The sequence below is a fragment of the Serratia inhibens genome, from assembly GCF_003591175.1.
Lineage (GTDB): Bacteria > Pseudomonadota > Gammaproteobacteria > Enterobacterales > Enterobacteriaceae > Serratia > Serratia inhibens.
In genome coordinates, this window is sequence record NZ_QYYG01000001.1 from 875,186 (window position 1) to 898,452 (window position 23,267).

At 53.1% G+C, this 23,267-nt stretch carries 21 protein-coding genes and 4 pseudogenes; 11 read left to right on the top strand and 14 right to left on the bottom strand.

Annotated features, from left to right (window positions below; genetic code table 11):
- Positions 1-150: 150 nt before the first annotated feature.
- Together rhaS and rhaR are read left to right on the top strand one after the other, a co-directional pair.
- Positions 151-975 (top strand): HTH-type transcriptional activator RhaS, encoded by an 825-nt coding sequence (gene rhaS / locus D4100_RS04155; RefSeq protein WP_119803203.1) that lies wholly within the window; start codon positions 151-153, stop codon positions 973-975.
- 15 nt (positions 976-990) lie between these two features.
- Positions 991-1,860 carry an HTH-type transcriptional activator RhaR gene (gene rhaR, locus D4100_RS04160; protein WP_119803205.1) on the top strand — a complete coding sequence of 290 codons (870 nt, stop codon included), beginning with the start codon at positions 991-993 and terminating at the stop codon, positions 1,858-1,860.
- On the opposite strand, the gene rhaT is transcribed toward rhaR, so the two are convergent.
- Positions 1,861-2,895: an L-rhamnose/proton symporter RhaT gene (gene rhaT / locus D4100_RS04165; RefSeq protein WP_006320491.1), complete on the bottom strand. Its 1,035-nt coding sequence runs from the start codon at positions 2,893-2,895 to the stop codon at positions 1,861-1,863. It abuts the gene before it with no gap.
- A gap of 303 nt (positions 2,896-3,198) precedes the next feature.
- On the opposite strand from rhaT, the gene aldA reads away from it, so the two are divergent.
- Positions 3,199-4,638, top strand: a complete 1,440-nt coding sequence (gene aldA / locus D4100_RS04170; protein WP_119803207.1) for an aldehyde dehydrogenase — start codon at positions 3,199-3,201, stop codon at positions 4,636-4,638.
- Positions 4,639-4,676: 38 nt separating this feature from the next.
- On the opposite strand, the gene D4100_RS04175 is transcribed toward aldA, so the two are convergent.
- The 3 genes from D4100_RS04175 to D4100_RS04185 all read right to left on the bottom strand — a co-directional run bounded on the left by D4100_RS04175 (position 4,677) and on the right by D4100_RS04185 (position 8,029).
- Positions 4,677-5,849, bottom strand: a complete 1,173-nt coding sequence (locus D4100_RS04175; protein ID WP_119803209.1) for a Gfo/Idh/MocA family protein — start codon at positions 5,847-5,849, stop codon at positions 4,677-4,679.
- A 14-nt stretch (positions 5,850-5,863) separates the two neighbouring features.
- Positions 5,864-6,787 carry a TIM barrel protein gene (locus tag D4100_RS04180; RefSeq protein ID WP_119803211.1) on the bottom strand — a complete coding sequence of 308 codons (924 nt, stop codon included), beginning with the start codon at positions 6,785-6,787 and terminating at the stop codon, positions 5,864-5,866.
- 204 nt (positions 6,788-6,991) lie between these two features.
- Complete coding sequence (locus D4100_RS04185; RefSeq protein WP_119803213.1) at positions 6,992-8,029, bottom strand: LacI family DNA-binding transcriptional regulator; 1,038 nt, start codon at positions 8,027-8,029, stop codon at positions 6,992-6,994.
- A 222-nt stretch (positions 8,030-8,251) separates the two neighbouring features.
- On the opposite strand from D4100_RS04185, the gene D4100_RS04190 reads away from it, so the two are divergent.
- From D4100_RS04190 to D4100_RS04200, 3 genes are all read left to right on the top strand, one after another.
- Positions 8,252-9,454 carry an MFS transporter gene (locus D4100_RS04190; RefSeq protein WP_119803215.1) on the top strand — a complete coding sequence of 401 codons (1,203 nt, stop codon included), beginning with the start codon at positions 8,252-8,254 and terminating at the stop codon, positions 9,452-9,454.
- A gap of 116 nt (positions 9,455-9,570) precedes the next feature.
- Positions 9,571-10,038 carry a GNAT family N-acetyltransferase gene (locus D4100_RS04195; protein WP_119803217.1) on the top strand — a complete coding sequence of 156 codons (468 nt, stop codon included), beginning with the start codon at positions 9,571-9,573 and terminating at the stop codon, positions 10,036-10,038.
- Positions 10,039-10,610: 572 nt separating this feature from the next.
- Entirely contained in the window at positions 10,611-11,723 is a 1,113-nt protein-coding gene (locus D4100_RS04200; RefSeq protein WP_065506166.1) for an AI-2E family transporter, read from the top strand.
- 39 nt (positions 11,724-11,762) lie between these two features.
- Here D4100_RS04200 and D4100_RS04205 read toward each other — a convergent pair.
- From D4100_RS04205 to D4100_RS04220, 4 genes and pseudogenes are all read right to left on the bottom strand, one after another.
- Positions 11,763-11,867 (bottom strand): annotated as a pseudogene (locus tag D4100_RS04205) (kinase inhibitor); the annotation flags it as partial.
- 20 nt (positions 11,868-11,887) lie between these two features.
- Positions 11,888-12,013 (bottom strand): annotated as a pseudogene (locus D4100_RS26010) (hypothetical protein); the annotation flags it as partial.
- Positions 12,014-12,129: 116 nt separating this feature from the next.
- Positions 12,130-13,194, bottom strand: coding sequence for an NAD(P)-dependent alcohol dehydrogenase (locus D4100_RS04215; RefSeq protein ID WP_119803221.1), 1,065 nt, complete (start codon positions 13,192-13,194; stop codon positions 12,130-12,132).
- A 73-nt stretch (positions 13,195-13,267) separates the two neighbouring features.
- Positions 13,268-14,296, bottom strand: a pseudogene (locus D4100_RS04220) (alpha/beta hydrolase).
- 283 nt (positions 14,297-14,579) lie between these two features.
- On the opposite strand from D4100_RS04220, the gene D4100_RS04225 reads away from it, so the two are divergent.
- Positions 14,580-15,521, top strand: coding sequence for an AraC family transcriptional regulator (locus D4100_RS04225; protein ID WP_119803223.1), 942 nt, complete (start codon positions 14,580-14,582; stop codon positions 15,519-15,521).
- 59 nt (positions 15,522-15,580) lie between these two features.
- Here D4100_RS04225 and D4100_RS04230 read toward each other — a convergent pair whose 3' ends face one another.
- Positions 15,581-15,973 carry a winged helix-turn-helix transcriptional regulator gene (locus tag D4100_RS04230; RefSeq protein WP_119803225.1) on the bottom strand — a complete coding sequence of 131 codons (393 nt, stop codon included), beginning with the start codon at positions 15,971-15,973 and terminating at the stop codon, positions 15,581-15,583.
- A 95-nt stretch (positions 15,974-16,068) separates the two neighbouring features.
- On the opposite strand from D4100_RS04230, the gene D4100_RS04235 reads away from it, so the two are divergent.
- A complete protein-coding gene (locus tag D4100_RS04235; RefSeq protein ID WP_119803227.1) occupies positions 16,069-16,464 on the top strand; it encodes a DoxX family protein in 396 nt (131 codons plus the stop codon).
- A gap of 26 nt (positions 16,465-16,490) precedes the next feature.
- Complete coding sequence (locus D4100_RS04240) at positions 16,491-17,234, top strand: SDR family NAD(P)-dependent oxidoreductase (protein ID WP_119804107.1); 744 nt, start codon at positions 16,491-16,493, stop codon at positions 17,232-17,234.
- Between the two features lie 256 nt (positions 17,235-17,490).
- Here the strand turns inward: D4100_RS04240 and tolA are convergent, their stop codons facing one another.
- The 3 genes and pseudogenes from tolA to D4100_RS25885 form a co-directional block, all read right to left on the bottom strand.
- On the bottom strand, positions 17,491-18,018 hold the full coding sequence (tolA, locus tag D4100_RS26060) for a cell envelope integrity protein TolA (RefSeq protein WP_244941630.1): 528 nt from the start codon (positions 18,016-18,018) through the stop codon (positions 17,491-17,493).
- A gap of 172 nt (positions 18,019-18,190) precedes the next feature.
- Positions 18,191-18,682 carry a hypothetical protein gene (locus D4100_RS04250; protein ID WP_065506164.1) on the bottom strand — a complete coding sequence of 164 codons (492 nt, stop codon included), beginning with the start codon at positions 18,680-18,682 and terminating at the stop codon, positions 18,191-18,193.
- Between the two features lie 280 nt (positions 18,683-18,962).
- Positions 18,963-19,058: pseudogene (locus D4100_RS25885) on the bottom strand (hypothetical protein); the annotation flags it as partial.
- A 244-nt stretch (positions 19,059-19,302) separates the two neighbouring features.
- Between D4100_RS25885 and D4100_RS04260 the strand changes: the two are divergent.
- Positions 19,303-19,590 (top strand): SOS response-associated peptidase family protein, encoded by a 288-nt coding sequence (locus D4100_RS04260; protein ID WP_119803229.1) that lies wholly within the window; start codon positions 19,303-19,305, stop codon positions 19,588-19,590.
- A gap of 73 nt (positions 19,591-19,663) precedes the next feature.
- Here D4100_RS04260 and D4100_RS04265 read toward each other — a convergent pair whose 3' ends face one another.
- Positions 19,664-20,530 carry a hypothetical protein gene (locus D4100_RS04265; RefSeq protein WP_063197749.1) on the bottom strand — a complete coding sequence of 289 codons (867 nt, stop codon included), beginning with the start codon at positions 20,528-20,530 and terminating at the stop codon, positions 19,664-19,666.
- A gap of 205 nt (positions 20,531-20,735) precedes the next feature.
- On the opposite strand from D4100_RS04265, the gene D4100_RS04270 reads away from it, so the two are divergent.
- Positions 20,736-21,440 carry a helix-turn-helix transcriptional regulator gene (locus D4100_RS04270; protein WP_119803231.1) on the top strand — a complete coding sequence of 235 codons (705 nt, stop codon included), beginning with the start codon at positions 20,736-20,738 and terminating at the stop codon, positions 21,438-21,440.
- Between the two features lie 515 nt (positions 21,441-21,955).
- Here the strand turns inward: D4100_RS04270 and icd are convergent.
- Entirely contained in the window at positions 21,956-23,209 is a 1,254-nt protein-coding gene (icd, locus tag D4100_RS04280) for an NADP-dependent isocitrate dehydrogenase (protein ID WP_119803235.1), read from the bottom strand.
- Between the last annotated feature and the right edge of the window lie 58 nt (positions 23,210-23,267).

The window sequence follows — 23,267 nt, forward strand, 5'->3', positions numbered from 1 at the left end:
CCGCCTGTGACGCTGCGCGCACTTTGGCCTTTTCCCCTGCCATTCTTAAAAAATGAACGCGCTGCACGGCATTTTTGCGTCGCAATTTAAAGGCGACCACCGGCAGCCTCATTTAGTATCTGTTACGGATTCGTTAACGGAGATCAACAGATGGCTATTCTGCACGGCAGTGATTTCTTCGCTTCAAGCCAGTACCCGGTCGCCATTGAGCCACGTGTGCCGCAACTGACTTTCCCTGAACACCACCATGATTTCCACGAGATTGTGATTGTGGAACAGGGTGCCGGCACCCACGTGCTGAATGGCCGGCCGCAAACGCTGTGCAGCGGCTGCGTGTGTTTTATCCGCGACTGCGACCGCCATCTTTATGAACAGACCGATAATCTTCACCTGACCAACGTGCTCTACCGCGGCCCCAACGCCTTTCGTTTTCTGTCCGGGCTGGAACAGTTGCTGCCGGCGGCACAGGATGATCGGCCGCTGCCGCACTGGCGCATCAGCAATAAGCTGCTGACGCAGGTTCAGGTGATTATTCAGCGGTTGGAACAGACGCCCCAAGCGTTCAACCTCGAGCATTTGGCGGAGCAGGAACTGTTGTTTATGCAGCTGTTGGTGCTGCTGCGGCGCGGATGCGCAGCGGCCGCCATCGACGATCAGGAAGGCCGCCTGCGCCGGCTGCTGGACTGGCTGGCGGAACACTACAGCGACGAGATCAACTGGGACGAGCTGGCCGAACGTTTTTCCCTCTCGTTGCGCACGCTGCACCGCCAGATGAAAAAACAGACCGGCAACACCCCGCAGCGTTATCTCAACCGGCTGCGGTTGCTCCAGGCGCGGCAGATGCTGCGGCACGACGAGGCGCGCATCACCGACATTGCCTATCAATGCGGATTTGGTGACAGCAATCACTTTTCCACGCTTTTCAAACGCGAGTTCGGCTATTCACCCCGTACTCTAAGGCAGAACGATTTCTGAACCTGAGGTGCCCTGGTGAAAAACCCACTCCTGCTGGCCAAAGAGGATTATCTGCCGTCGCCGTTGATGCCGGTGGCGGTGGCCGATCGCGCGCCGCAGCCGTCATTTCCGCCGCACACCCATGAATTTAGCGAGATAGTGCTGGTGTGGCGCGGTAACGGCATGCACGTGCTGAACGATCGGCCCTGGCGGGTAACCTGCGGCGACATGTTTTACATCCGCGACCACGATTGCCACAGCTACGAGTCCGTCAACGATCTGGTGCTGGATAATATTCTCTACTGCCCGGAGCGTTTCCAACTGGCGATCGGCTGGGCGGAACTGCTGCCGCCGGACAACGAGCAACACCAGTCCCACTGGCGTCTGACCACTCGCGGCATGGCGCTGGCGCGTGGGGTGATCCAACAGCTGGCGCTGGAAAGCCGTAAAACCGACCTGCTGTCGATACAGCTTACCGAGGCGCTGTTCCTGCAACTGGTGTTGATCCTGCGCCGCCATCGCTATGCCGCCGGGCAGGATAACCGCTTGCCGGATGGCGAACAGCTGGATTTGCTGATGTCGGCGCTGCAGAGCGACAGCGGTGCCCGTTTTGATCTGGCCACCTTCTGCCTGCACCATCAACTGGCGGAGCGCAGCCTGAAACAGCTGTTCCGCCAGCAGACCGGCATGACCATCGGCCATTATCTGCGCCAATTGCAACTGTGCCGGGCAAAGTACCTGCTGCGCTGCGGCGACGAACTGATCGGTGAAGTGGCCGCCCGCTGCGGCTTTGACGACAGCAACTATTTCTCCGTGGTGTTCACCCGCGAAACCGGCGTCACGCCGAGCGCATGGCGCCAGCGCTTTGAACGCGCCGAACGCCCCGCTTTTGCGCTAAAACGCTGATCACCCCGCCATTCCCAGGCCGACCACATTGGCGGCCACAATGATCGTCAGGCAGCCGATACAAAGCACCCGGACCGGTCGGCGGCCGGCATTTTTCCACTCGTTGAGCAACAGGCCAACCAGGCCGCCGCACAGCACGTAGAAACTCATGTGCAGCATCCAGCTGATAAAATCATACTGCACCGGAATGTTGGCGTGGCCCCAGGCATAGAAGAAGAATTGCAGATACCACAGGGTGCCGCCCAGCAGCGAGAACAGCACGTTGGCCACCAGCAGCGACCGGGCCTGCGAGAAATCGGCCTTGATCGACAAGTCCGCTTTGGCCGCCAGCCGGATAAAACAGTACCCAAGGTTGATTACCGCTCCGCCGCCCATGATCACCACATAACTCGGCAGTGCCACGTACAGCGGATTGATCCCCAGATCGGCAGCGGCCTGGTGCATAGGTTTGGCGGCATCCATGGCGAACGACATGCCGGCGGAGAAGATCCCGCACATCACCGCCAGCAGCAGCCCCTTGCGCAGGTTGAATTCCTCGGCGCAGATCCCCATCGCCCGCTCTTTCAGCACGCCTGCCCAGGAGACGATCGCCACGCCGACCAGGGCTATCGCCACGCCCAGCAACGTCATCTGGCCGCCGGCGGAGCTGAACAGCGCCACAAAGCGCCCCTGCAACAATGGCGTCATCAGGGTTCCCACCACCAGCGTAATGCCGATGGCGATACCGATACCCATCGACATGCCCAGATAGCGCATGGTCAGTCCATAGTTAACATTGCCGATGCCCCACATGGCGCCGAACAAAAACACCGGCAACAGCGTCGACAGGCCAAAGGCAGCGTAATAGCGCCAAAAATCCGGCAACAGCACGTAGCTCACTGCCCAGGGCAGGATCAGCCAAGACATCAGGCCACCGATCGACCACATGGTTTCCCACGACCAGCGGCGGACTTTTTTGAACGGGGCATAGAAGCAGGCAGCGCTGGCGGCGCCCACCAGATGCCACAAAATCCCCAACATGACAGCGTTATTCATTGTTATTTATTCCTTCGTTGCAAGTGATGTGGACAATAAACAGGCACGAAGGAGTCTATAAATATTGCCCGGCGCGCAACCTTAGCCTGGCTGCCAGTTCTGGCGGAAGCTGGCAAAAAACAAGGGGTGGCACCGACCGGGATCACAAATTCATCGCCGCGCTATGCCGGGAGAACACGGCGTTGCGCCCACCGTTGCGTGGCTGCCATTGCGGCGACAACGGTGGCAATGGCGCAAAGGTTATTAACACGGGAAGGTCATTACCATAACAAGGCATTAATAATAACCTTGTGGAGCCCTGCCATGACCCATAACCAGAAACGGATGTACATAAACGGTGAGTTTGTTGCCAACCGCAGCGGGCGATGGATTGACGTCATCAACCCCGCGACCGAGCAAGTCATCATGCAAATCCCGCAAGGCAGCGGAGACGATGCCAGGCAGGCGATTGACGCCGCCGAAGCCGCACAGGCGGAGTGGGAAGCGCTGCCCGCCGTTCAGCGCGGCCAGTGGCTGCATCGGCTGGCCGCCGGCGTTCGCCGGCGGGAACCTGAGCTAACCTCACTGATCGTGGCCGAAGGCGGAAAAACCCGCGAACTGGCGCAGGTGGAAGTGCTGTTCACCGCCGATTACCTCGACTATATGGCGGAATGGGCGCGCCGCTACGAAGGCGAAATCATCCAGAGCGATCGCCCGAATGAAAATATCTTCCTGTTCAAAAAAGCCATCGGCGTGGTTGCGGGTATCCTGCCGTGGAACTTTCCGTTCTTCCTGGTAGCGCGCAAAGCTGCACCGGCGCTGCTGACCGGCAACACCATCGTCATCAAACCCAGCGAATTGACGCCGGGCAATGCGCTGCTGTTTGCCGAGATCGCCCATGAGATCGGCCTGCCGAAAGGCGTGTTTAACCTGGTGACCGGCTATGGGCCTGAGGTAGGCCAGGCGTTGGCGGCCAACCCGAAAACGGGCATGGTCAGCCTGACCGGCAGCGTCGGTGCCGGTATCGCCACCCTGCGCTCCGCGGCGGAAAACGTCACCAAAGTCTCGCTGGAGTTGGGCGGCAAAGCCCCGGCTATCGTGATGGCGGATGCCGATCTCGATCTGGCGATCAAGGCCATCGTCAGCTCGCGCATTATCAACAGCGGCCAGGTGTGCAACTGCGCCGAACGCGTTTATGTCCAGCGCGACATTTACCCGCAGTTTATGACGCGGCTGACCGAGGCTTTCCGTCAGGTGACCTTCGGTGACCCGAACCAACAGGCCGGGCTGGACATGGGGCCGTTAATCAGTGCCGAGGCGCTGCAGAGAGTCGAGGATAAAGTGGCGCGGGCGGTCAGCCAGGGGGCCAAACTGGTGATGGGCGGCAAGCGCGAGGCTCGCACCGGCTACTTTTTCCCGCCGACCATTCTGAATGACGTTCAGCAGGAAATGGACATCATGCACGAGGAAATTTTCGGCCCGGTGCTGCCGGTGGCGGTGTTCGACAGCCTGGAACAGGCGATCGCCATGGCCAACGACAGCGAATATGGCCTCACCTCGTCGATTTTCACCCGTGATCTCAACGTGGCGATGATGGCGATCAAACAGCTGAAATTCGGCGAAACCTACGTCAACAGGGAGAACTTCGAAGCGATGCAGGGTTTCCACGCCGGCTGGCGCAAATCGGGCATTGGCGGCGCCGATGGCCGCCACGGTCTGGAGGAGTATCTGCAAACGCAGGTAGTCTATCTGCAGTTCCAATAATGATCCGCCGAAGCCCCGCCCGCCCCGCCAGCGGGGCTTTAGCGAAACTCAACCCAGCCGGCACCGGTATCGGCGGAACGCACGCAGTTTTCCACCCAGCGCACCCCCATCGCCCCGGCATGCACGTCGGGGTACCAGAAATCTGCCAGGAAAGCCTCGTCCCGCCGATCGGTGGCGTCCATCGCCAGCGCAAAACGGCGGTACAGATTTGACCAGGCTTCAAACAGCCCCTCGGGATGGCCGCCGCCAATCCTGTCGTCCGCCAACGCGGCGTGATCCAGGTAAGGCATGCCCCGCTCCAGAACACGCACCGGCTCGCCCTGTACTTCAAAGCGCATTTGGTTAGGTTGTTCGTCCCACCATTCCAGGCTGGCCTTCTCGCCGACGATGCGTATCTTCTGCCCGTGCATCGAGCCGCTGTTGACCGCCGAGCACCACATAGAGCCAACGGCGCCATTGTCGTACTCCATCAGCACATAGGCGTTATCTTCCAGCGGCGCGCGGGTTTTGACAAAGCTCTGGCGGCTGCACATCAGGCGTTTGACCTTCAATTGCGGCACCATGGTTTCCGCCAGGAACAACGGATGCGTGGCCAGATCGCCCAGCACATAGCTCGGGCCGACAAAACGCGGGTCTACCCGCCAGCGCGTGCTGGGATTTTCCTGCTCCACCGCCGTGGCGTGAAAACCGTGAGAGAACTGCATGTTGATAATGCGAATGTCGCCCAGCAGGCCGTCGGCAATCATCTGCCGGGCCTGCAAAATCAGCTGGTGGCCGGAATAACCGTAGGTGACGCCGATAATTTTTTGCCGTTTTTCGCACAACTCGACCAGCGTTTGCGCCTCTTCGGCGGTAAAGCACAACGGTTTTTCGCACACTACGTGCAGACCCGCTTCGAGCGCCGCTTGGCAAATAGCAAAATGGGTATTGTTCGGCGTGGCGATGGAAACGGCTTCAATACCGTCCGACCTCGCGGCCTCCTCCCGAAAGAGCGTGGCGTAATCGGGGTAACAGCGCTCCGCCGCCACCCCGAGGCTTTGCCCGAAGCTGCGCCCGCGTTGCGCGTCAATATCAAATGCGCCTGCCACCAAGCTGAAAGTGCCGTCGCGCAGCGCGGCGGAACGATGGATATAGCCAATTTGACTGGTGCCGCCGCCGCCCACCATGCCCCAGCGCAGGGATCGTTCCAGAGGTTTAATGCCGTTGATCATCACGTTTCTCCTGATTAAAAACCGACTTTTCGCAAATAATTAAGGCTTTCCGTCACATCCCGCAGGCTGCCCTGCACGTTGCGCGGATCGCGTTCCTGCTCAATGGTGATCCACCCCTGGTAACCGCGTGCCGCCAGCAATGCCCGCACGGCTGGATAATCAATTGCCCCCTGGCCCAAAGGGCACATCACCCCTTCCGCGCAGGCGGTAAAGAAATCCAGTCCACGCGCCAGCACGTTGCGGAAGACTTTCGGGTTAACGTCCTTGAAATGCAGATAATCGATGCGCGCAAAATAGGTGTCGAGCCAGGCGACCGGATCCATGCCGGAGTAATACAGGTGGCCGGTATCCAGGCACAGCCCGGCGGTTTGGTGCGGAATTTGGCCGGCCAGCCGATCGATTTCATCGGCGAACTCGATACAGCCACCGGCATGCGGATGGATCACCGGCCTGACGCCATATTCCTGCCAGGCAATCTCGCTGACCGTTTTGATGTGGCCGATCATCCGGTTCCAATCCGCATCGCTCAGGCGCGGCGCCAGCGCATACTGACCGGCCAATTTGGCCCGCTGCGGATTGCCGAAATCGATAATCACCAGATACGGCGCGGAGAAAGAGCTGCCCTGCGTTTTTTGCGCTTTAGGCGCCTGCGACAAATTGCGGCAAATGTTGTGCGTCAGCGCGAGGATATGGCTGAAGTTTTGCTCGCTGACCAGATCGTCAAAAATGGTGCCGGCCACCAGCGAAAGGCTGTGTCGCTCAAGTTCTGCGCTCAAGGCTACGGCGTCGATCGGCAAGTAGCCCCACGGCCCCAGTTCTATGCTGCTGTAGCCGGCGGCACTCGCCTCCTGCAGCACTTTCCGGTAAGGCGGAAGATAGGGATTTTTAGGGTCGTCCACCCCCCAACTGCAAGGGGCATTGGCAATCGGTAAATTCATCGTTGTGGTTCCGTTTTGGGCTGCATGTGGCGCCAGTATCAAACAAAAATTTCGAAACCGACAATGATGAAACTTTCATTTTTTGATGAAGATCGCGTTAAATTTGATGGTTAAAATGATGGTTTTTTATCAAATGCAGGCAGACCGTAACCTGTGAGGCATCGGCGGCAATTCAGGGGAAACGGCCCGCAGCGGGGCCGGCGATCAGATATTTTCTTTGGTGATCAGATCAAAGCGGTTAATGGCGTGCATAAAACCGGGGTGTTCTCCGTCGGCGCCGGCGACAAAGGTGTTGATGACCGACGCGGCGAATTCATGAATGCGGTGCGTCAACATCAGATCCAGCGTGCCGTCGATCAACGCCATCTCCGCGTTTTCCACCGGGCCGTGACAAACCAGCATCACGTCGTGCTGCCTGCCGCTCTCCCGCAGCGCGGCGATAATCCCTTCCACGCCGCCGCAGGGCGCGTACAACGCCACCAATTCGGGGTGCTGCGCCAACATGCTCAGGGTCACCTGTCTGGCGCTCTCGGCCCGCTCATGGCTGCGTAGCGGCTCCAGCACCCGGTGGCCACTCAGATGTTCGCGCAGGTAAGAGCGAAAACTGATTTCGCAGGTTTCCTGGCACAGGAAGCGATTATCACCGATGATAACTCCAACTTCTCCCTGCTTTCGACACATGCGCTCTACCGCCCAGGCAGCGGTGCGGCCGGCCTGCTGATTATCCAGACCAACATAACCGGCCCTGCTGTGCACCGACAGATCCGACAGCAGCGTAAACACTTTTACGCCCACGCGGCTGGCTTCTTCGACCGCATAACGGATCATCGGGTTATCCAGCGCCACCACCCCCATCACATCCACGCTCTGGCTCAGTTGCGTAATGGCGGCGGCGGTATCGCCTACCGCGCTGATATCATGAAAAATGAACTGCGGCGGATGGGCCAGATCGCAGTACGGCGCGGCCTGTTCCAGCAGGCTTTCCGCTAACTGCGCATAAAAAGAATGTTCGCGGCGCAGCAGGATAAAGCCCATTTTGAGCCGCACCGGCGACTGCCCGGCCGCCTCGAACAACCGGTGAGACTTTTCGAGGGCAAAACCCAGTTTTTTCGCCGCCGCGATGACTTTGCGTTCCGTTTCCGGCCGTACCGACGCACGCCGGTTCATCACCCGGTCAACCGTAGCAATGCCGACCCGAGCCTCCCGGGCGATGGCACTCATGGTGGTTTTCTTGCCTGCCATACTCTTCCTCATCATTATTTTGATAAAAACTATCATGGTGTCGATGACGGAGGAAACCCGCCCAGGGATTTTGTGTGATCGGGCGCGCCAATAGCGATTCGAGTCGTTGCAAGGAGCGCTAAAAAGCTCGAAATGAACGTTTTTTTGGCAGGTGAAGCCATAATTGAACCGCTGCTATTTTCGCCATAACGCATAGTCTGATTTTTTCCCCCGGAGCGAATCATGACATCGACAAAATCCGACGCCATCGAGTATGCGGCACCCAATGCCACCCAGTGGCCGGCGATCCTGAACATAGTGTTCGCCGGTATTGCGGCAGCCTTGCAGGTGGGCAAAGCGACGATTGCATTACCGGAGTTGCAACGCGAGTTCGGCCGCTCGCTGGAGTCGTTAAGCTGGGTAATCTCGGCCTTCCCTTTCGTTGGCGTGTTCAGCGGCATCCTCGTCGGGATTTTGGTCCGTCGCTGGGGCGATCGCCGCTTGTTGTGCCTTGGGCTGGTGATCATCAGCGCCGCCAGCTTTGTCGGCGCCGGCCTGCATAACTTCAACGGACTGATCGCCACGCGATTCATCGAAGGCCTGGGGTTCGTGATCGTAGTGGTCGCCGCGCCGGCGGTACTCAATCGCGTGGTTCAGCCGCAAAAACGTAATCTGGTGTTTGGCATCTGGAGCACCTTTATGCCGGCGGGCATCGCCCTTTCGATGTTTTTCGGCCCGTTGCTCGGCGGCTGGCAGCAAAGCTGGCTGGCGAGCGCCGCTCTGACGCTGTTAGCGGCGTTGTTGCTGCCGCTGACGACCCGCCGGGAGGTTGCCGGCTCCGCGGCGGCTTCACACATCGACCTGCGCCAGGCGTTGTCCCGTCTGTGGCGCGCGCGACAGCCTGGGCTGCTGGCGTTGATATTCACCAGCTACAACCTGCTGTTCTTTGCGGTAATGGCTTTTTTGCCTCTATTCTTGATGCAGCACGTCGGGCTGTCGCTCGCCAGCACGGGCAGCGTCAGTGCCACGATCGTAGCCGCCAATATGATCGGCAATCTCTCCGCCGGTTTACTGTTGTCGCGTGGGATTAGCGCCAAAACGCTGCTCACCGGGACCTTTATCGCCATGGGGCTGACCGGCAGCGGTATCTTCTTCTCGGTAACGCCGATGAATATGCTGATACCGCTGTGTTTTTTATTTTCCGCCATCAGCGGCATGCTGCCTTCCACCCTCCTCGCCACCACGCCGATGTCGTCACCGGAACCGACCCTGATTCCCCTGTGCCTGGGGTTGGTGATGCAAGGCAATTATCTGGGCCAGGTGATCGCCCCCATCGCGATAAGCAGCATCGTCGCCAATGCCGGCTGGTCCGCCCCCGCCGCCATGGTACTGGCCGCCGCCGCGTTGGGCGTGGCGTTGGCATCGCGACTATCAAGCCGGTATTGACCGCCCTGACAAGACGAAGTTTACGGAGCACCGGATAAGTAACAATGCCGCAACGCAACCAAAGAGCGCTGTGATACTGTGGTCATCTGGATGCACCTTGTTATATGGGAGCGAAAATGGCTGTATCTATTGAAGAAACCGCGGTAACCGATGCCGGTTTTGCTGCGCTGGTGGCGGCACTGGACAACTACCAGCAACCGCTTTACCCCGCCGATTCGTTCTATTCGGTGTCGGTTGAGGAAATGACGTCGTCAGAAACCTGCGCTTTTGTCGCAAAAAGCGCGGGCACCTATGCGGGTTGTGGCTGCCTGTACACTTCTGAGGGTAAAATTGCGGAGATCAAACGCATGTACGTTGATCCGCGCTTTCGCGGGCAAGGTATTGCGCACCGATTGATCGAGGTTATCGAGCAAAAAGCGCAATCGCTGGGTTATGGCGAACTGTATTTGGAAACAGGCGTTAACCAACCCGATGCGATTAGCCTGTACCGAAAAGCCGGCTACCGACAGACAACGCGCTTTGGCAATTACTCGCCTGATCCGCTGAGCATTTATATGGTGAAGCGCCTGATGGGTCAGGCGTGATGCAAGACGTCCGATCTGAACGGGAGATCCAGCGGCCGGAGTTTAAGCTTATGGATTTCCGCCGTCCTTTCCTTGCCCGAACGCAACGTCTGAATAGCGTAATTTTATTTTTTATCCGTCGTGTTCAGCATACCCTGGCAAATCACTACAGTTATCTTGATGGATATGGCCAATGGTGCTCCAACCCTGACAGTGACAACGTACCCGTGGCTATCAGGTAAACCACCAAGCAGCCAAAAGCGATCGCAACCATTATCTCAATGAATCTAAGTCGTTTATGCTCAGTCATGTGCCTGCCTCTAAGTTTCAGGTGAAAATACGTTCACCTAAAACGTAGATAACCTGCCCCTTCACATCAAGGCGAACTCACAAAATGAAACACAATCAATAAGGTTTATTGATAATTCACACAGAAATCCACGAGCAAGCCGGTTTGCAGGCTATCGAACCTCCGCTCACCAACAATCCGCTAACTGTTAAGTCATTGTGATGCTATGGTTTGTTTTTCACTGCTCGTCAATGTCGGTGAGCACAAGGATTCACCGATAAAATCTATCATCAGAGGGACTGATATGATGTCTAAAGGTATTTCAAAGGGATTCTTTATTCTGATCCTTTTCATCGTAACCGCCGCTTTTCTGGACGTATTGGGTCCCTACTATTCGTCAGTGCTATGGGCCATCATATTGGCCGTGATTTTCCACCCGCTGAAAAACAAGCTTAAGCAATACCTGGGCGACCGCAACGGCCTGGTCTCATTGTTAACATTGCTGGTGATCTGCCTGATTGTGTTCACCCCGTTGGCGATCATCGCTTCGTCGCTGGCGCTTGAATTCAACGTTCTCTACCAAAAACTGCAGAACAACAATACCCAACTGCCAGCCATGCTGGCCGAAGTGATGCAGCATTTACCCGGCTGGGCACGGCATTTTCTGGCGGAGCATAACCTCGACAGCGCCGCGGAAATACAAAAGCAACTTTCCGAAGTGGCGCTCAAGGGCGGGCAATTCCTGGCGGGCAGCGTGTTCCTGATCGGCAAAGGCACGTTCAACTTTGCCGTCGGCTTTGGCATCATGCTCTATCTGCTGTTCTTCCTGCTGAAAGACGGCCCCTATCTGGTGACCCTGGCGCTTGAAGCGCTGCCGCTGTCCGAGCATGTTAAACACCACCTGTTCGTGAAGTTCGCCGCCGTGTCCCGCGCTACGGTGAAAGGCACCGTGGTGGTGGCGATTGTGCAAGGCGCCCTCGGCGGCCTGGCATTTTACATCACCGGCATCGATGGCAGTTTGCTGTGGGGCGCGTTGATGGCCTTCCTGTCCATTATCCCCGCCGTAGGCTCCGCCATTATCTGGGTGCCGGCAGCCATCTATTTCTTCGCCACCGGCATGCTTTGGCAAGGTGCATTTTTGGTCGGGTTCTTCGTGGTGGTTATCGGGTTGGTTGACAACATTCTGCGCCCGCTGCTGGTCGGCAAAGACACCAAGATGCCGGATTATCTCATCCTGATTTCCACGCTGGGTGGCATGGAGATTTACGGCATCAATGGCTTTGTTATCGGCCCGTTGATCGCCGCACTGTTCATCGCCTGCTGGAATATCCTTTCCGGCCGCGACAGCGAGGAGACCACCGATGAGATTGATGAAGCCTTTATCGAAGAAGGCAAGAATCATCCTGATGCCGGTTAAGCGGTGATGAAGCATTGATTTTGTTAATTCCGGGGGCCTGTGCCACCACCCGCTTCCCGTTGGTGCATTTGAATCGAACGTCGTTATTGCAAAACTCTTCGTCTCTGCTGATGCACCTGACCATGGAAGTTGAGGCGAAATATTAAAACGATAATATCGGAGGCATCAGCGGCATCATGGGGAAAGCCGCTGATCGCCCCTGCCGATACAGCAAGGCGCTGCAACTTTTGAGGGTTATGGGAATAACCGAAGATAACCTCATGACCGAGTCTGGCGAAGACCGTTCCCATTCGCCGGCACCGAGTATCCCAATTCTCATCAATAATCGCCTTTACCCGGTTATCTGCCGGAAAACGCGTTTTCCGGCTGCGATGTTCAATCCTGCCGCAGTGTGAGGGCGAAAGGATTAAGCCTTCTCCGCCTGCGACTGTTTCAGCGTGGCCATATCAATGACAAAGCGATAACGCACGTCAGAACGCTCAAGGCGGTCATACGCCTCGTTAATCTGATCCATACGGATCATTTCGACTTCAGGAAGTACATTCTTGCGTGCACAGAACTCCAGCATTTCCTGCGTTTGCTCAATACCGGCGATGGCGGACCCGGCAACGCGACGGCGACCGAGGAGAAGCGGAAGGCTGCTCATTTCAGCCAATGGGCCAATCTGGCCTACAATGCACAATGTCCCGTCAATATCGAGCAGAGGAAGATATGGGTCGAGTTCGTGTTTTGCCGGAACAGTATCAATGATTAAGTCAAAGGAAGAAGCAGCCTGCTTCATTGCCGCCGCATCGCTGGACACAAGAAACGCATCAGCGCCCAGTTCTTTCGCGTCCTGCGCCTTTGCCGGTGAACGGCTCAGAACCGTAACGCGTGCTCCCATGGCTTCGGCCAGTTTGATGGCCATATGCCCTAAACCGCCCATGCCAATCACACCAACACGACTCCCCGGCCCCACGTTCCAGGTACGCAGCGGTGAATAAGTGGTGGCTCCGGCACACAACAACGGACCGGTTTTTGCCAGATCAAGACCTGCAGGCACGCTAAGAACAAATTCTTCTCGTACCACGATGTGTTTGGCGTATCCGCCCATGGTGGGTGCACCGGTTATGCGGTCAACACCTCCGAAGGTCTGCGTATTGCCTTCACGGCACAGCTGCTCTTCACCTTTATGGCATTGATCGCAGTGCTGGCAGCTGTCGACCATCGTACCCACGGCGACATGATCACCGACCCGATGTCGCGTCACATCACCACCGATGCTGATTACACGACCGACAATCTCATGACCGACAACGATTGGGTAGTTTGTCCACCCCCAGTCGTTACGCGCCGTGTGCAGGTCTGAATGGCAAACGCCGCAGTAGAGGATTTCAATCACAACATCATTTGGACGAGGTTCACGGCGTTCAAAAGAAAACGGGACCAGCGGCTTGTCAGCTGAAAGTGCGGCAAATGCATAAGTTTTCATAAGTCATTCCTCTGTAGAAAGGAGAGACCCTGCCGGCATCAACAGGCAGGGTGCATCGTGGTACCAACCCTAATTACTTCAGATTGGTTTTAAAGAATTCCGTCAGTTTGTTGAATGGAATGAGGTCGACGCGGTCATAGAGATCGACGTGGCCCGCACCTGGCACGATGAAGAGTTCTTTAGGCTCACCGGCGCGTTTGTACGCATCTTCACTGAACTCTCTGGAGTGCGCTTCGGACCCTGTGATAAACAGCATCGGACGTGGCGAGATGGTTTCAATATCTTCAAACGGATAGAAGTTGTTAAACTTCACCTCGCTCGAAATTGGGCGGTTCTGCGACTGTTCAACAGTCATGCCTTCAGGCACAACCTGGCCGCGTGGCGTACGGTAGAAGTCGTAGAATTCACGGCGAATCGGATCCGCATCTGCCGGTAATTTCACAGGCAGGTAATCCACCCACTTGGTTTCTCCACCGGTGAATTCTGCATAGCGTTGCTCTGCGGCTGCGGCAATCATCGCCTTACGCTGTTCAAGCGACAGTCCCTTACGCAGACCGTTTCGTGTGACCGAACCCATGTCGTACATACTGACGGTTGCAATGGCTTTCAGGCGCGGGTCAATCTTGGCCGCGCTGATGGCGAAACTGCCGCTGCCGCAGATACCGATCACACCAATCCGGTTCCGGTCAACAAAAGGTCGCGTTCCAAGGTAATCCACTGCCGCATTGAAAGATTCAGTGAACATTTCAGGAGAGACGGCATTGCGCGGCTGGCCTTCGCTTTCACCAAAGAAAGACAAATCGATGGCGAGGGTGACAAACCCCTACTCAGCAAGCTTTTGTGCATAAAGACTGGCACTTTGCTCTTTCACCGCTCCCATCGGATGGCCAACAATGATGGCCGGGTTTTTAGCTTTAGGATCGACACCTTTGGGGATATAGAGATTACCGGTGACTTTCATCTTGTACTGATTGAGGAACGTGACTTTTTCTGCGGTCACTTTGTCACTTTTAAAAAAGTTATCTGCGCCGTTCGACATATCGGCACCTGGTGAGGCAAAAGAAGAAACGAGAAGCCCGCAGGCCAGCAAAATTCTTTTCATGGTTATATCCTTTAATTAATTTTCCCCGCCGGCAGCGTAATTCACACTGACATGACGGACCCGGTTGTAGTGATATTTCAAGACAACGACTTATTTATCCAAATCAGATTCAGGACATGCGCATCAGGTGCTCGCTTTTCCGTCACTTGTATTTTCCGGTGTTATCACTGTAATAGTTAGCGTGATTGGCTGGATTTCTTGCCTGATCCGATGGATTTTAATTAATGGTGTGGTTAGAGCATGAGGGGGAAGAGTAAGATGCAAGCAGGAGGAATCACTGTAGATGACCACACAACCACTTATGAGCCAGGAACATGATGCAATGCTTGCCGGCCTTGTTCGCGCTATCGACAAACACTCGCGGGGAACGGGAGATTTTGAGACCTCTATTGACGGGCTGACTTTTTTCCGACGCGGAGAACCCGCTCACCCCGTGATGTGCATGATTGAACCCAGCATTGTGCTTGTTGCCCGTGGGGCGAAGCAGGTCTGGATAGGCGGGACACCTTATCGCTATGATACATCCCACTTTTTAATCACGTCATTGGACCTGCCCGCCGATTCAGAGGTAGTGGAAGCCAGCAGTGAAGCGCCCTGTGTGGGCATGACAATGAAGCTTGATTTGCGGATCGTAGCGGAGTTGATTGCACAGGGTGTATTGCCACCCCGGCGAGACCGCGGGGTCAGCTCAAGTGTAGGAATAGGCACCGCAACCTCCTCGATATTGAGGCCTGTTAGCCGGCTGCTTGAATTACTGGATGAACCTGAAGCCATTCCTGTTCTGGCACCTTTGCTTCAGCGCGAGATACATTACAGGATGCTGCTCAGCGATCAGGCGGCAAAACTGAGACAGATTGCTTCTGTTGACAGTCAGGGCCACAGGATAGCCCGCGCGATAGACTGGCTTAAGTTGAATTATGCCGCGCCAATACGGGTGGACGAACTTGCTGGCCGCGTGCAGATGAGCACACCGACATTCAATCAACATTTCAGGCAGCTAACGTCTATGAGCCCGCTGCAATATCTGAAGTGGTTGCGTTTGAATGAAGCCAGACGCCTGATGTTAAATGAACATCTCGATGTCTCTACAGCTTCCTACAAAGTGGGCTATGAAAGCCCGTCTCAGTTTAGCCGTGAGTACAGCCGTTTCTTCGGAGCACCGCCTAAAAAGGATATAGCCTCATTGCGAGAGGCTAATGCAACAGGTCCACAACGCCCGCTTTAGCGATGACGCAGCAAACGACAAGGGTCATTCCTGCGTTTGCCGCCCACAGGCAGTCAAGGTTATTTATTTGTTTTTCCTGGTGATACTCTGCGCCCTCTCCCCGCCGGCTTCACCGGAATACTGCCCCCGTATTCGAGCCACCATGCGGTAAGTGCCTCCATAGTGGGGCCGAGTCCGCGCGCTTTTTTTGTTATTTCATATTCTACCCGCGGAGGAACCTCCGCAAATACGGTTCTGGATACCAGACCATCACTTTCAAGTTCCCGAAGCTGGGCAGTCAGCATATGCTGCGTTATTCCCGGGATCGCCTTGCGCAGCTCGCCAAAACGATAAATACGCTGGTTCAGCAACCACATGATTTCCAGCTTCCATTTGCCGGATAGCAAGTTGAACGCCCGGCGCATTTCTTCATGCATATTAACTTCAGCGCCTTCATTGGTATGGTTTTCCATACTAACCCTCTGTATTTCATCCTACTTGTTAAAATTCATCATAGGTTACATTCTTTTGCTGGTCGACTATTTCGATTAACGGAAGGAAATTTTGCATGACTGAAATTTGGATTTATTGGATGAGCACGACCCTGCTGGCTTTGCTGTATGTCACTTCAGCGGCACTGTATGTCGTAAAAGCTGGATGGGTGCGGCAGACACTGATTGATTTTGGCTACCCTGCCTACCTGCACCCCGTACTTATCGTGGTGAAGCTTCTGGCTGTGATTGCCATCTTGTCGCGTTTTAGCGTTTTTCTGAGCGATTTGGCCTATGCGGGCGTTTTCTATCATCTGATATTGTCCGCACTGGCTCATCTTGGCGTCAAAAAACCGGCCGGAGCCATACCTGCCTTAGCGGGGCTTATGTTGCTGACCGCGTCATTTGCCACGCAAAATTCAGCACGAGAACTTCCTTCACCTTATCCGCAAATTGTCGTTAATCGCTCGTAATGAGATTAAATATGAGAGGAGTTGCCATGAACCGAGTAAGTGAAAAAGTTGCCATTGTTACTGGGGCAAGTCGTGGTATAGGCCGTGCCATCGCAATGCTGCTGGCATCCGAAGGCGCCAAGGTAGCGGTAGTATCAAGGACTGCAAGTGAAATAGAAAAGGTTGTCGAGAGTATTAACTCCGCCGGCGGATCTGCGCTCGCAGTGGTGTGCGACATTAACAGTGATGAACAGATCAAAACGGCTGTCGAACAGACGGTAAAGGCTTTCGGCGGCATCGATATTCTGGTCAACAACGCCTTTGACCCGAGCGTACCACAATCCACCGTCTTGAATTTATCCGTGGAACAGCTTCAGCGTAATTTTGATATGGGGCCGGTGTCTTATTTGCGAATAATGCAGTATTGCTATCCATGGCTGAAGAAGAGCGGCGAGGGGCGCGTTATCAACTTTGGCTCAATAGCCGGTGTTTTGGGTATGGAAGGGTATGCGCCATACAATATGGCAAAAGAGGCTGTCCGGGCACTCACACGCACGGCAGCGAGGGAATGGGCTGCCGACAAAATTACGGTGAATAACGTTTTGCCGGTCGCCAAAACGTGGGGAGACGACGTTAACGTCCCTCCTCCAAGCAATGCGCTTGGTCGCTATGGTTCTGCTGAGGAAGATATCGCGCCTGTTGTGCTATTCCTGGCGAGCCGTGATGCTCAATTCCTGACGGGATACACTCTCACGCCGGATGGTGGGGCAATGATAGACAGTGCGCGCTAAGAAATTCACTACCTACGGTGTACCGATAGAAATAAATTTCTACGAAAACGAGCATTAACCGGTTTTTACTGACCACTACGGTGGGGGTAAAAATAGCTATCGGGATCTTACTGCTCTGATTATCTGTAACACTCAGGCTATAAGGCCAGGAACTGCAAAGACCCGGCCTTAAAAATCAGTCTTAGCCTGAGGCACTTCCCGTTTCCCAAAGCGGCCGCCAATAATATTGACGCGTTTTCCCCTATCACTCAGGTGCTCAGGGGCGGAATTCCAATACGGGATTTTTAAAGGTCTCATAAACGGCTTGTGAGGGCGGTTTGGGAAAACGGGCTTTTGCGGCCGCCTTTATCGCTGCACGGCAAAGATCGGGGTCACCCTCTTCGGCTCGCACAGCTAAAAGCATGCCATCCGGCGCCAGCATAATTCTCAAAGCACATCGCTTACCGGCATATGAGCCGGCATCTTGAAGATGGCTTTGAATAGCAGACCTTACCTGCACGCCATACTGGTCAGCCGCCGCCCCAGGTTCAGGCGCTGTTTTACCTTCGAAGGCGGCAAACATCTCATCGACACCCTGATCAGACGGCACAGGTTTAATCGCAGAACTCGTCTTTGCACACCCCGTCAACAACATCGCGGCGATAACCAGCGATAATGCCGGCGCGCAAATCCCAAATCCCAAATGAACTCTCTTCATGATTCCCTTCTTTAATAGAATATCCGTAGAGAAGAAGAATAGATCAACGCAGACAAATTTAAGCAGGTTTAGGTCAATATCTTGCAAACCACATTAGGAAAGCGCATGCCATCAGGCGTTCGAGGCAGAAGAAAAGCCCCGAAGGATACCAGGGCTTGAATGACTGCCGGTGACTGTCACTTCATACCGGGCGCATTCAGGTTACTCAGAGTAGAATCAAAACCATTGAATCGCCCTGATGTTTGAGTTTGGAGGTAAATTAACTTCCCCACCCTTTATTCGTTGGGTCCTTCTCTTTATTCTCTTCCAGAGAAAAAGTGCCATTCTGCTGAGCAATTGCTTCACCGGTATCAACAATCGCATTCTGGATAAACACACCATTACCGTCTTTATCGTTCTTGATAAAAGTCAGCTGATGAAATGCCGTTTTACTCCCCCAGTCGGCGGACGGCAAGGAAACGAATCTTATGGTATAAGTCTGTTCTTGAAATCCACCCTGCAGCACATAGAGTCCATAATGGTCTTCCCCCTGCGAAATGATTTTATAGACGCCGTTATCGTAGTAATAAATCTCAGCATCAGGGAAAGGTTTTTTCTCATACATCTTGCGATAATGTAGCACTTGCTTGTACGTTGGGTTGCCAAAGCCTGTTTCAAGCTTCCCATTCACCGTTTTGGTGGTCGCAGCATCCGTATTCGCTGCACTTACAGAAATTAAGGCAACCAGCGTCATAGCCAACATGGTTTTCATATCACTCTCCATATTAAATTATCCGTTCGGCATTCAAAGATAGCCAAAATTAATGCCCAGCACAATGAAACAACGGGCGAAAATCATATTAAACTCAATGTCACACAATGAGTTACCTTTCATTTCATCTTGTTACTTTCAAAGTTGATATCACCTGGCGCATAAACTCACAGGAGGACAGACAAATACCAACCAAGATAAAAATAAGCACACTAATATTTAATAAGAACAAGGGTAATAAACGCAATAACAATCGTTCGTGGCAACATAGATAAAAACATTCGAAGTCATAGCTCACAGTCTTGGCGGCGATTGAGCCTTCCATGCACTTAACAATCAGGTCGGCCGCTTCGAACCAACCCATGTGGCGCAACAGTAGATGGCTATTAATAACAAATTGAATTTAATTATTTCGATTTAAACAGTAAGTTCGCATCATTTGACACTATTTATAACCACTTGATTTCAAGAAATGCTTATCGAGTTTTGATAATGCTTTTTTGCTCCTATACACAGTTATGGGGTGTAGGGATGAGGGGGGAATCCTCTCATGCTGATCAGAAACCCTTCGAGAAACATCCCCTATACTTACCCTAAATCCGCACCGAAAAGGGGTGGTTATGTGTGGACGATTTGCCCTGGTACAGACCTGCACCGGCTATCTCGACGTGCTCGCCTCCGATCTTGAATTTGCCAGCACGCTGGACAATGTTCCGATCGGTCGCTACAACGTGGCGCCAGGTACCCGAGTTCTGATGCTTAACCAGAGAAACGATAAGTTGCACCTCGATCCTCTCGAGTGGGGCTACGGCCCTGAATGGTGGAAAGAAATGGAACGCCAGCCGGTTATCAATACACGCATTGGAACCGCAGCCACTACAATGCGCCGTAAATCCACGCCAGGATAACGGGGACTTACGGCGAGATATTCCGACGGGCGGTATTATTATTTACAGCTAATCATCAGGGAGAGTCTATCGTTTATTTCTCAACCACCTGATCTTTTGGTTCATAGCTAAAGACCGCATCTGTCGATTGTTGCACGCTGACGCCTTTAGGGAGCTCAATTTTAACGATAGGTAAAAATTTACCTGTTGTATTTTTGTAGCTACGCTGATCCTGCTGCGCATACACTAGTCCCCCGCCATTCAGGTAAAACAGTGCTTCAATGGGTATGCCCTTCGGATTATTTTCATCCCAAGGTTTAACCATAATTTCGTTATAATTTAATCCATTTCCAAGATACGGCATCGCGAGCAATGTCTGATAAAACGCATCAGCCGGTTTTTTTGCCGTAGGTCTGACATCAAATGCACATACCCCCCAGGCTGACCTTCTGGCAATCGCTTTATTTAACTGATGAGCGGTAAATACGCCAAAGTCCTGACATGACTGCCCTTTCTCAGGAGAAGGAGGCGAACCACAGTAGTTTCCCTGCCTCCCCCACGTATTTGCATCGAGGGCATAAGAGCATAATACCGAAACCTGTTCGTTCTCTGCCGGCGTCATTTTACCCGGAAAAAGAATAAACCCATTGGCACTGGCAATTGTAGTGTTGAATTTAGCATCCTTACGCAAGTAAGAGAATGACACTCCATTGTTTTTTATTGATGATGGATTGAGCCTCCAGAAATCAACTCCGGGTCTCGTCCCTCTCATTAACACGCCGGAGCAAAGAAATGCTGGGGATTGCTCATCTCCACAGTCTTTGGCTATGTTATTGTATTGTGCAGTCAGTATATCAGCGATATCATCTTTTACCTCCGAACTGATTTCTGATTCTGCAGCAAATACATTTACCGAAAAAAACACCATTCCAATAAGTGAAATAACGGCAGTTCGTTTCATAAGTCCTCTCTTAAAATTAAATTCGCATTGAATTTCACCATCATATGTAATTACGATGAGTGTGATTTCGTCTGAACTTCAATATGAATTTTTTCACCGAAATTATCATGTCGCAACTGTCAAAAGAGATAGTTGTCAGTCTCTGGCTGTACACTAGTCTTGTAAACAATAAAATCCCACCGATTAAATAAATGGAATGGTAACCATGGCTTCAGTTGACTTATATGATTTTTACTCAGACTTTACCGTGGATAGTTTTGATGATATCCACAGACTTCTTCACTCGATGAAATCAGCTATAGAGGTTGAATGGTATTATCTTGTTTATTCAGATACTAAAAATGAAATAAAAAACCCGATTATTATTACAAATTATGATGAGTCTTTTTTAAAAGAACAAAGTGAAAAACAGTGCATAAGTCAGAATCCCATCGTGGAATATTGCTTGCACAACATTATCCCCCTAGTGTGGAGTGGGAACACGATGGAGACAAAATCAACTTTTTTTCATGATCTTAAAAGATATGGAATTCACCATGGTGTATCTTTCCCCCTGCATGGTATCAACAATGAATTTGGGAGCCTGATGCTGTCATTTCATTGCCATGAGAGTGACTGCATTAATAAAATAAATAAATATATCGATAGATCGGTTGCGTTACGGGATGCAATCGTACATTACTTTCACATACTAAAATGCAAACGTAATACCATTACGTTAAGCAACAGAGAAAAAGAAATTTGCTCCTGGTATCTGATGGGTAAAACAACCTGGGAAATCTCAAAAATAATCAACTGTTCAGAATCAAATGTTAATTTCCACTTTAAAAAAGTGCGTCAAAAATTCAACACAAACTCAAGAAGCGCCGCAATTATTAAAGCCATACAGACTGGTCAACTCACATTATAAATGCTGTACTTCTGATGGTTCCGGTGTAAGCATCCCTGCAAAACGAACCGTTCACTTTTAGAGATATTCCGACATACTGAATATGTCTTTTGAAGAGATCACCATGCGAAAAGCCCGATTCACTGAGCACCAGATCATTGCCGTTCTGAAGACCGTGAAGTAACTGTCTGATATGGTGACCGGTGTCGTTTTCCCCCATATGAACGTATCGAGGACAGCAGCTTTGAATTCATTGATTGACGATATATCCCCCAAGGACATTATTCCAGAATTCACGTGATAGGATTAATTCACTTGCGAGACTACCACCCGAAAAATGGTCAACCGTAGGACAGGCAGTGATTAAATGGGATTTGTCTGTTCAGGGCGCAGATTTACTGGATAGGTGTAGTTAAGTACCAAAACTGCCGAGTTTTGATAACTTATTTTGATAACGTTTTGATAACCGTTGCAGTTTGAATAATAAAAAACGGGAGCCCCAAGGCTCCCGTTCTTATTCAAACGCTAAATCACACTTACATATGTTTAACGATAGCGTCGCCAAACTCTGAACATTTCAGCAGTTTAGCGCCTTCCATCAGGCGTTCGAAGTCATAGGTCACGGTTTTGGCAGCGATAGCGCCTTCCATGCCTTTAACGATCAGGTCAGCCGCTTCGAACCAGCCCATGTGACGCAGCATCATTTCTGCGGACAGGATGATGGAACCTGGGTTCACTTTGTCCTGGCCGGCATACTTAGGTGCGGTGCCGTGGGTCGCTTCGAACAGCGCGCAATCGGAACCGATGTTGGCGCCCGGTGCGATACCGATACCGCCAACCTGTGCGGCCAGGGCGTCGGAGATGTAGTCACCGTTCAGGTTCATACAGGCGATCACGTCGTATTCCGCCGGGCGCAGCAGGATTTGCTGCAGGAAGGCGTCGGCGATCACGTCTTTAACCACGATCTCTTTACCGGTGTTCGGGTTCTTGATTTTCAGCCACGGGCCGCCGTCGATCAGTTCGCCGCCGAACTCTTCGCGCGCCAGTTCGTAGCCCCAATCCTTGAAGGCACCTTCGGTGAACTTCATGATGTTGCCTTTGTGAACCAGGGTCACAGAGTCACGGTCGTTGGTGATTGCGTATTCGATCGCCGCACGTACCAGACGCTTGGTCCCTGCTTCGGAACATGGCTTGACGCCGATACCGCATTGTTCCGGGAAGCGGATTTTCTTCACGCCCATTTCGTCGCGCAGGAACTTGATCACTTTGTCTGCTTCGGCAGAACCGGCTTTCCATTCGATACCCGCGTAGATGTCTTCGGCGTTTTCGCGGAAGATCACCATGTCGGTCAGCTCTGGCTGTTTAACCGGGCTAGGGGTGCCCTGGTAGTAACGCACCGGACGCAGACACACGTACAGGTCCAGTTGCTGGCGCAGAGCCACGTTCAGGGAGCGAATACCGCCACCGACCGGGGTAGTCAGCGGGCCTTTGATGGCAACGCGGTAGTCACGGATCAGATCCAGGGTTTCTTCCGGCAGCCACACGTCTTTCCCGTAAACGTGAGTGGATTTTTCACCGGTGTAGATTTCCATCCAGGAGATTTTACGTTCGCCGTGGTAGGCCTTTTTCACAGCCGCATCAACCACGTGAATCATAGCAGGGGTAACGTCAACGCCAATGCCGTCGCCTTCGATGAACGGGATGATCGGGTTATTCGGAACAACCAGTTTACCCTGGGCATCGACCGTAATCTGTTTACCTTCTGCCGGAACAACTACTTTGCTTTCCATCAACCTCTCCTTCAAGCGCAATTTTTGTTAATGCTTTGTAAGATGCGTGTAGATACTA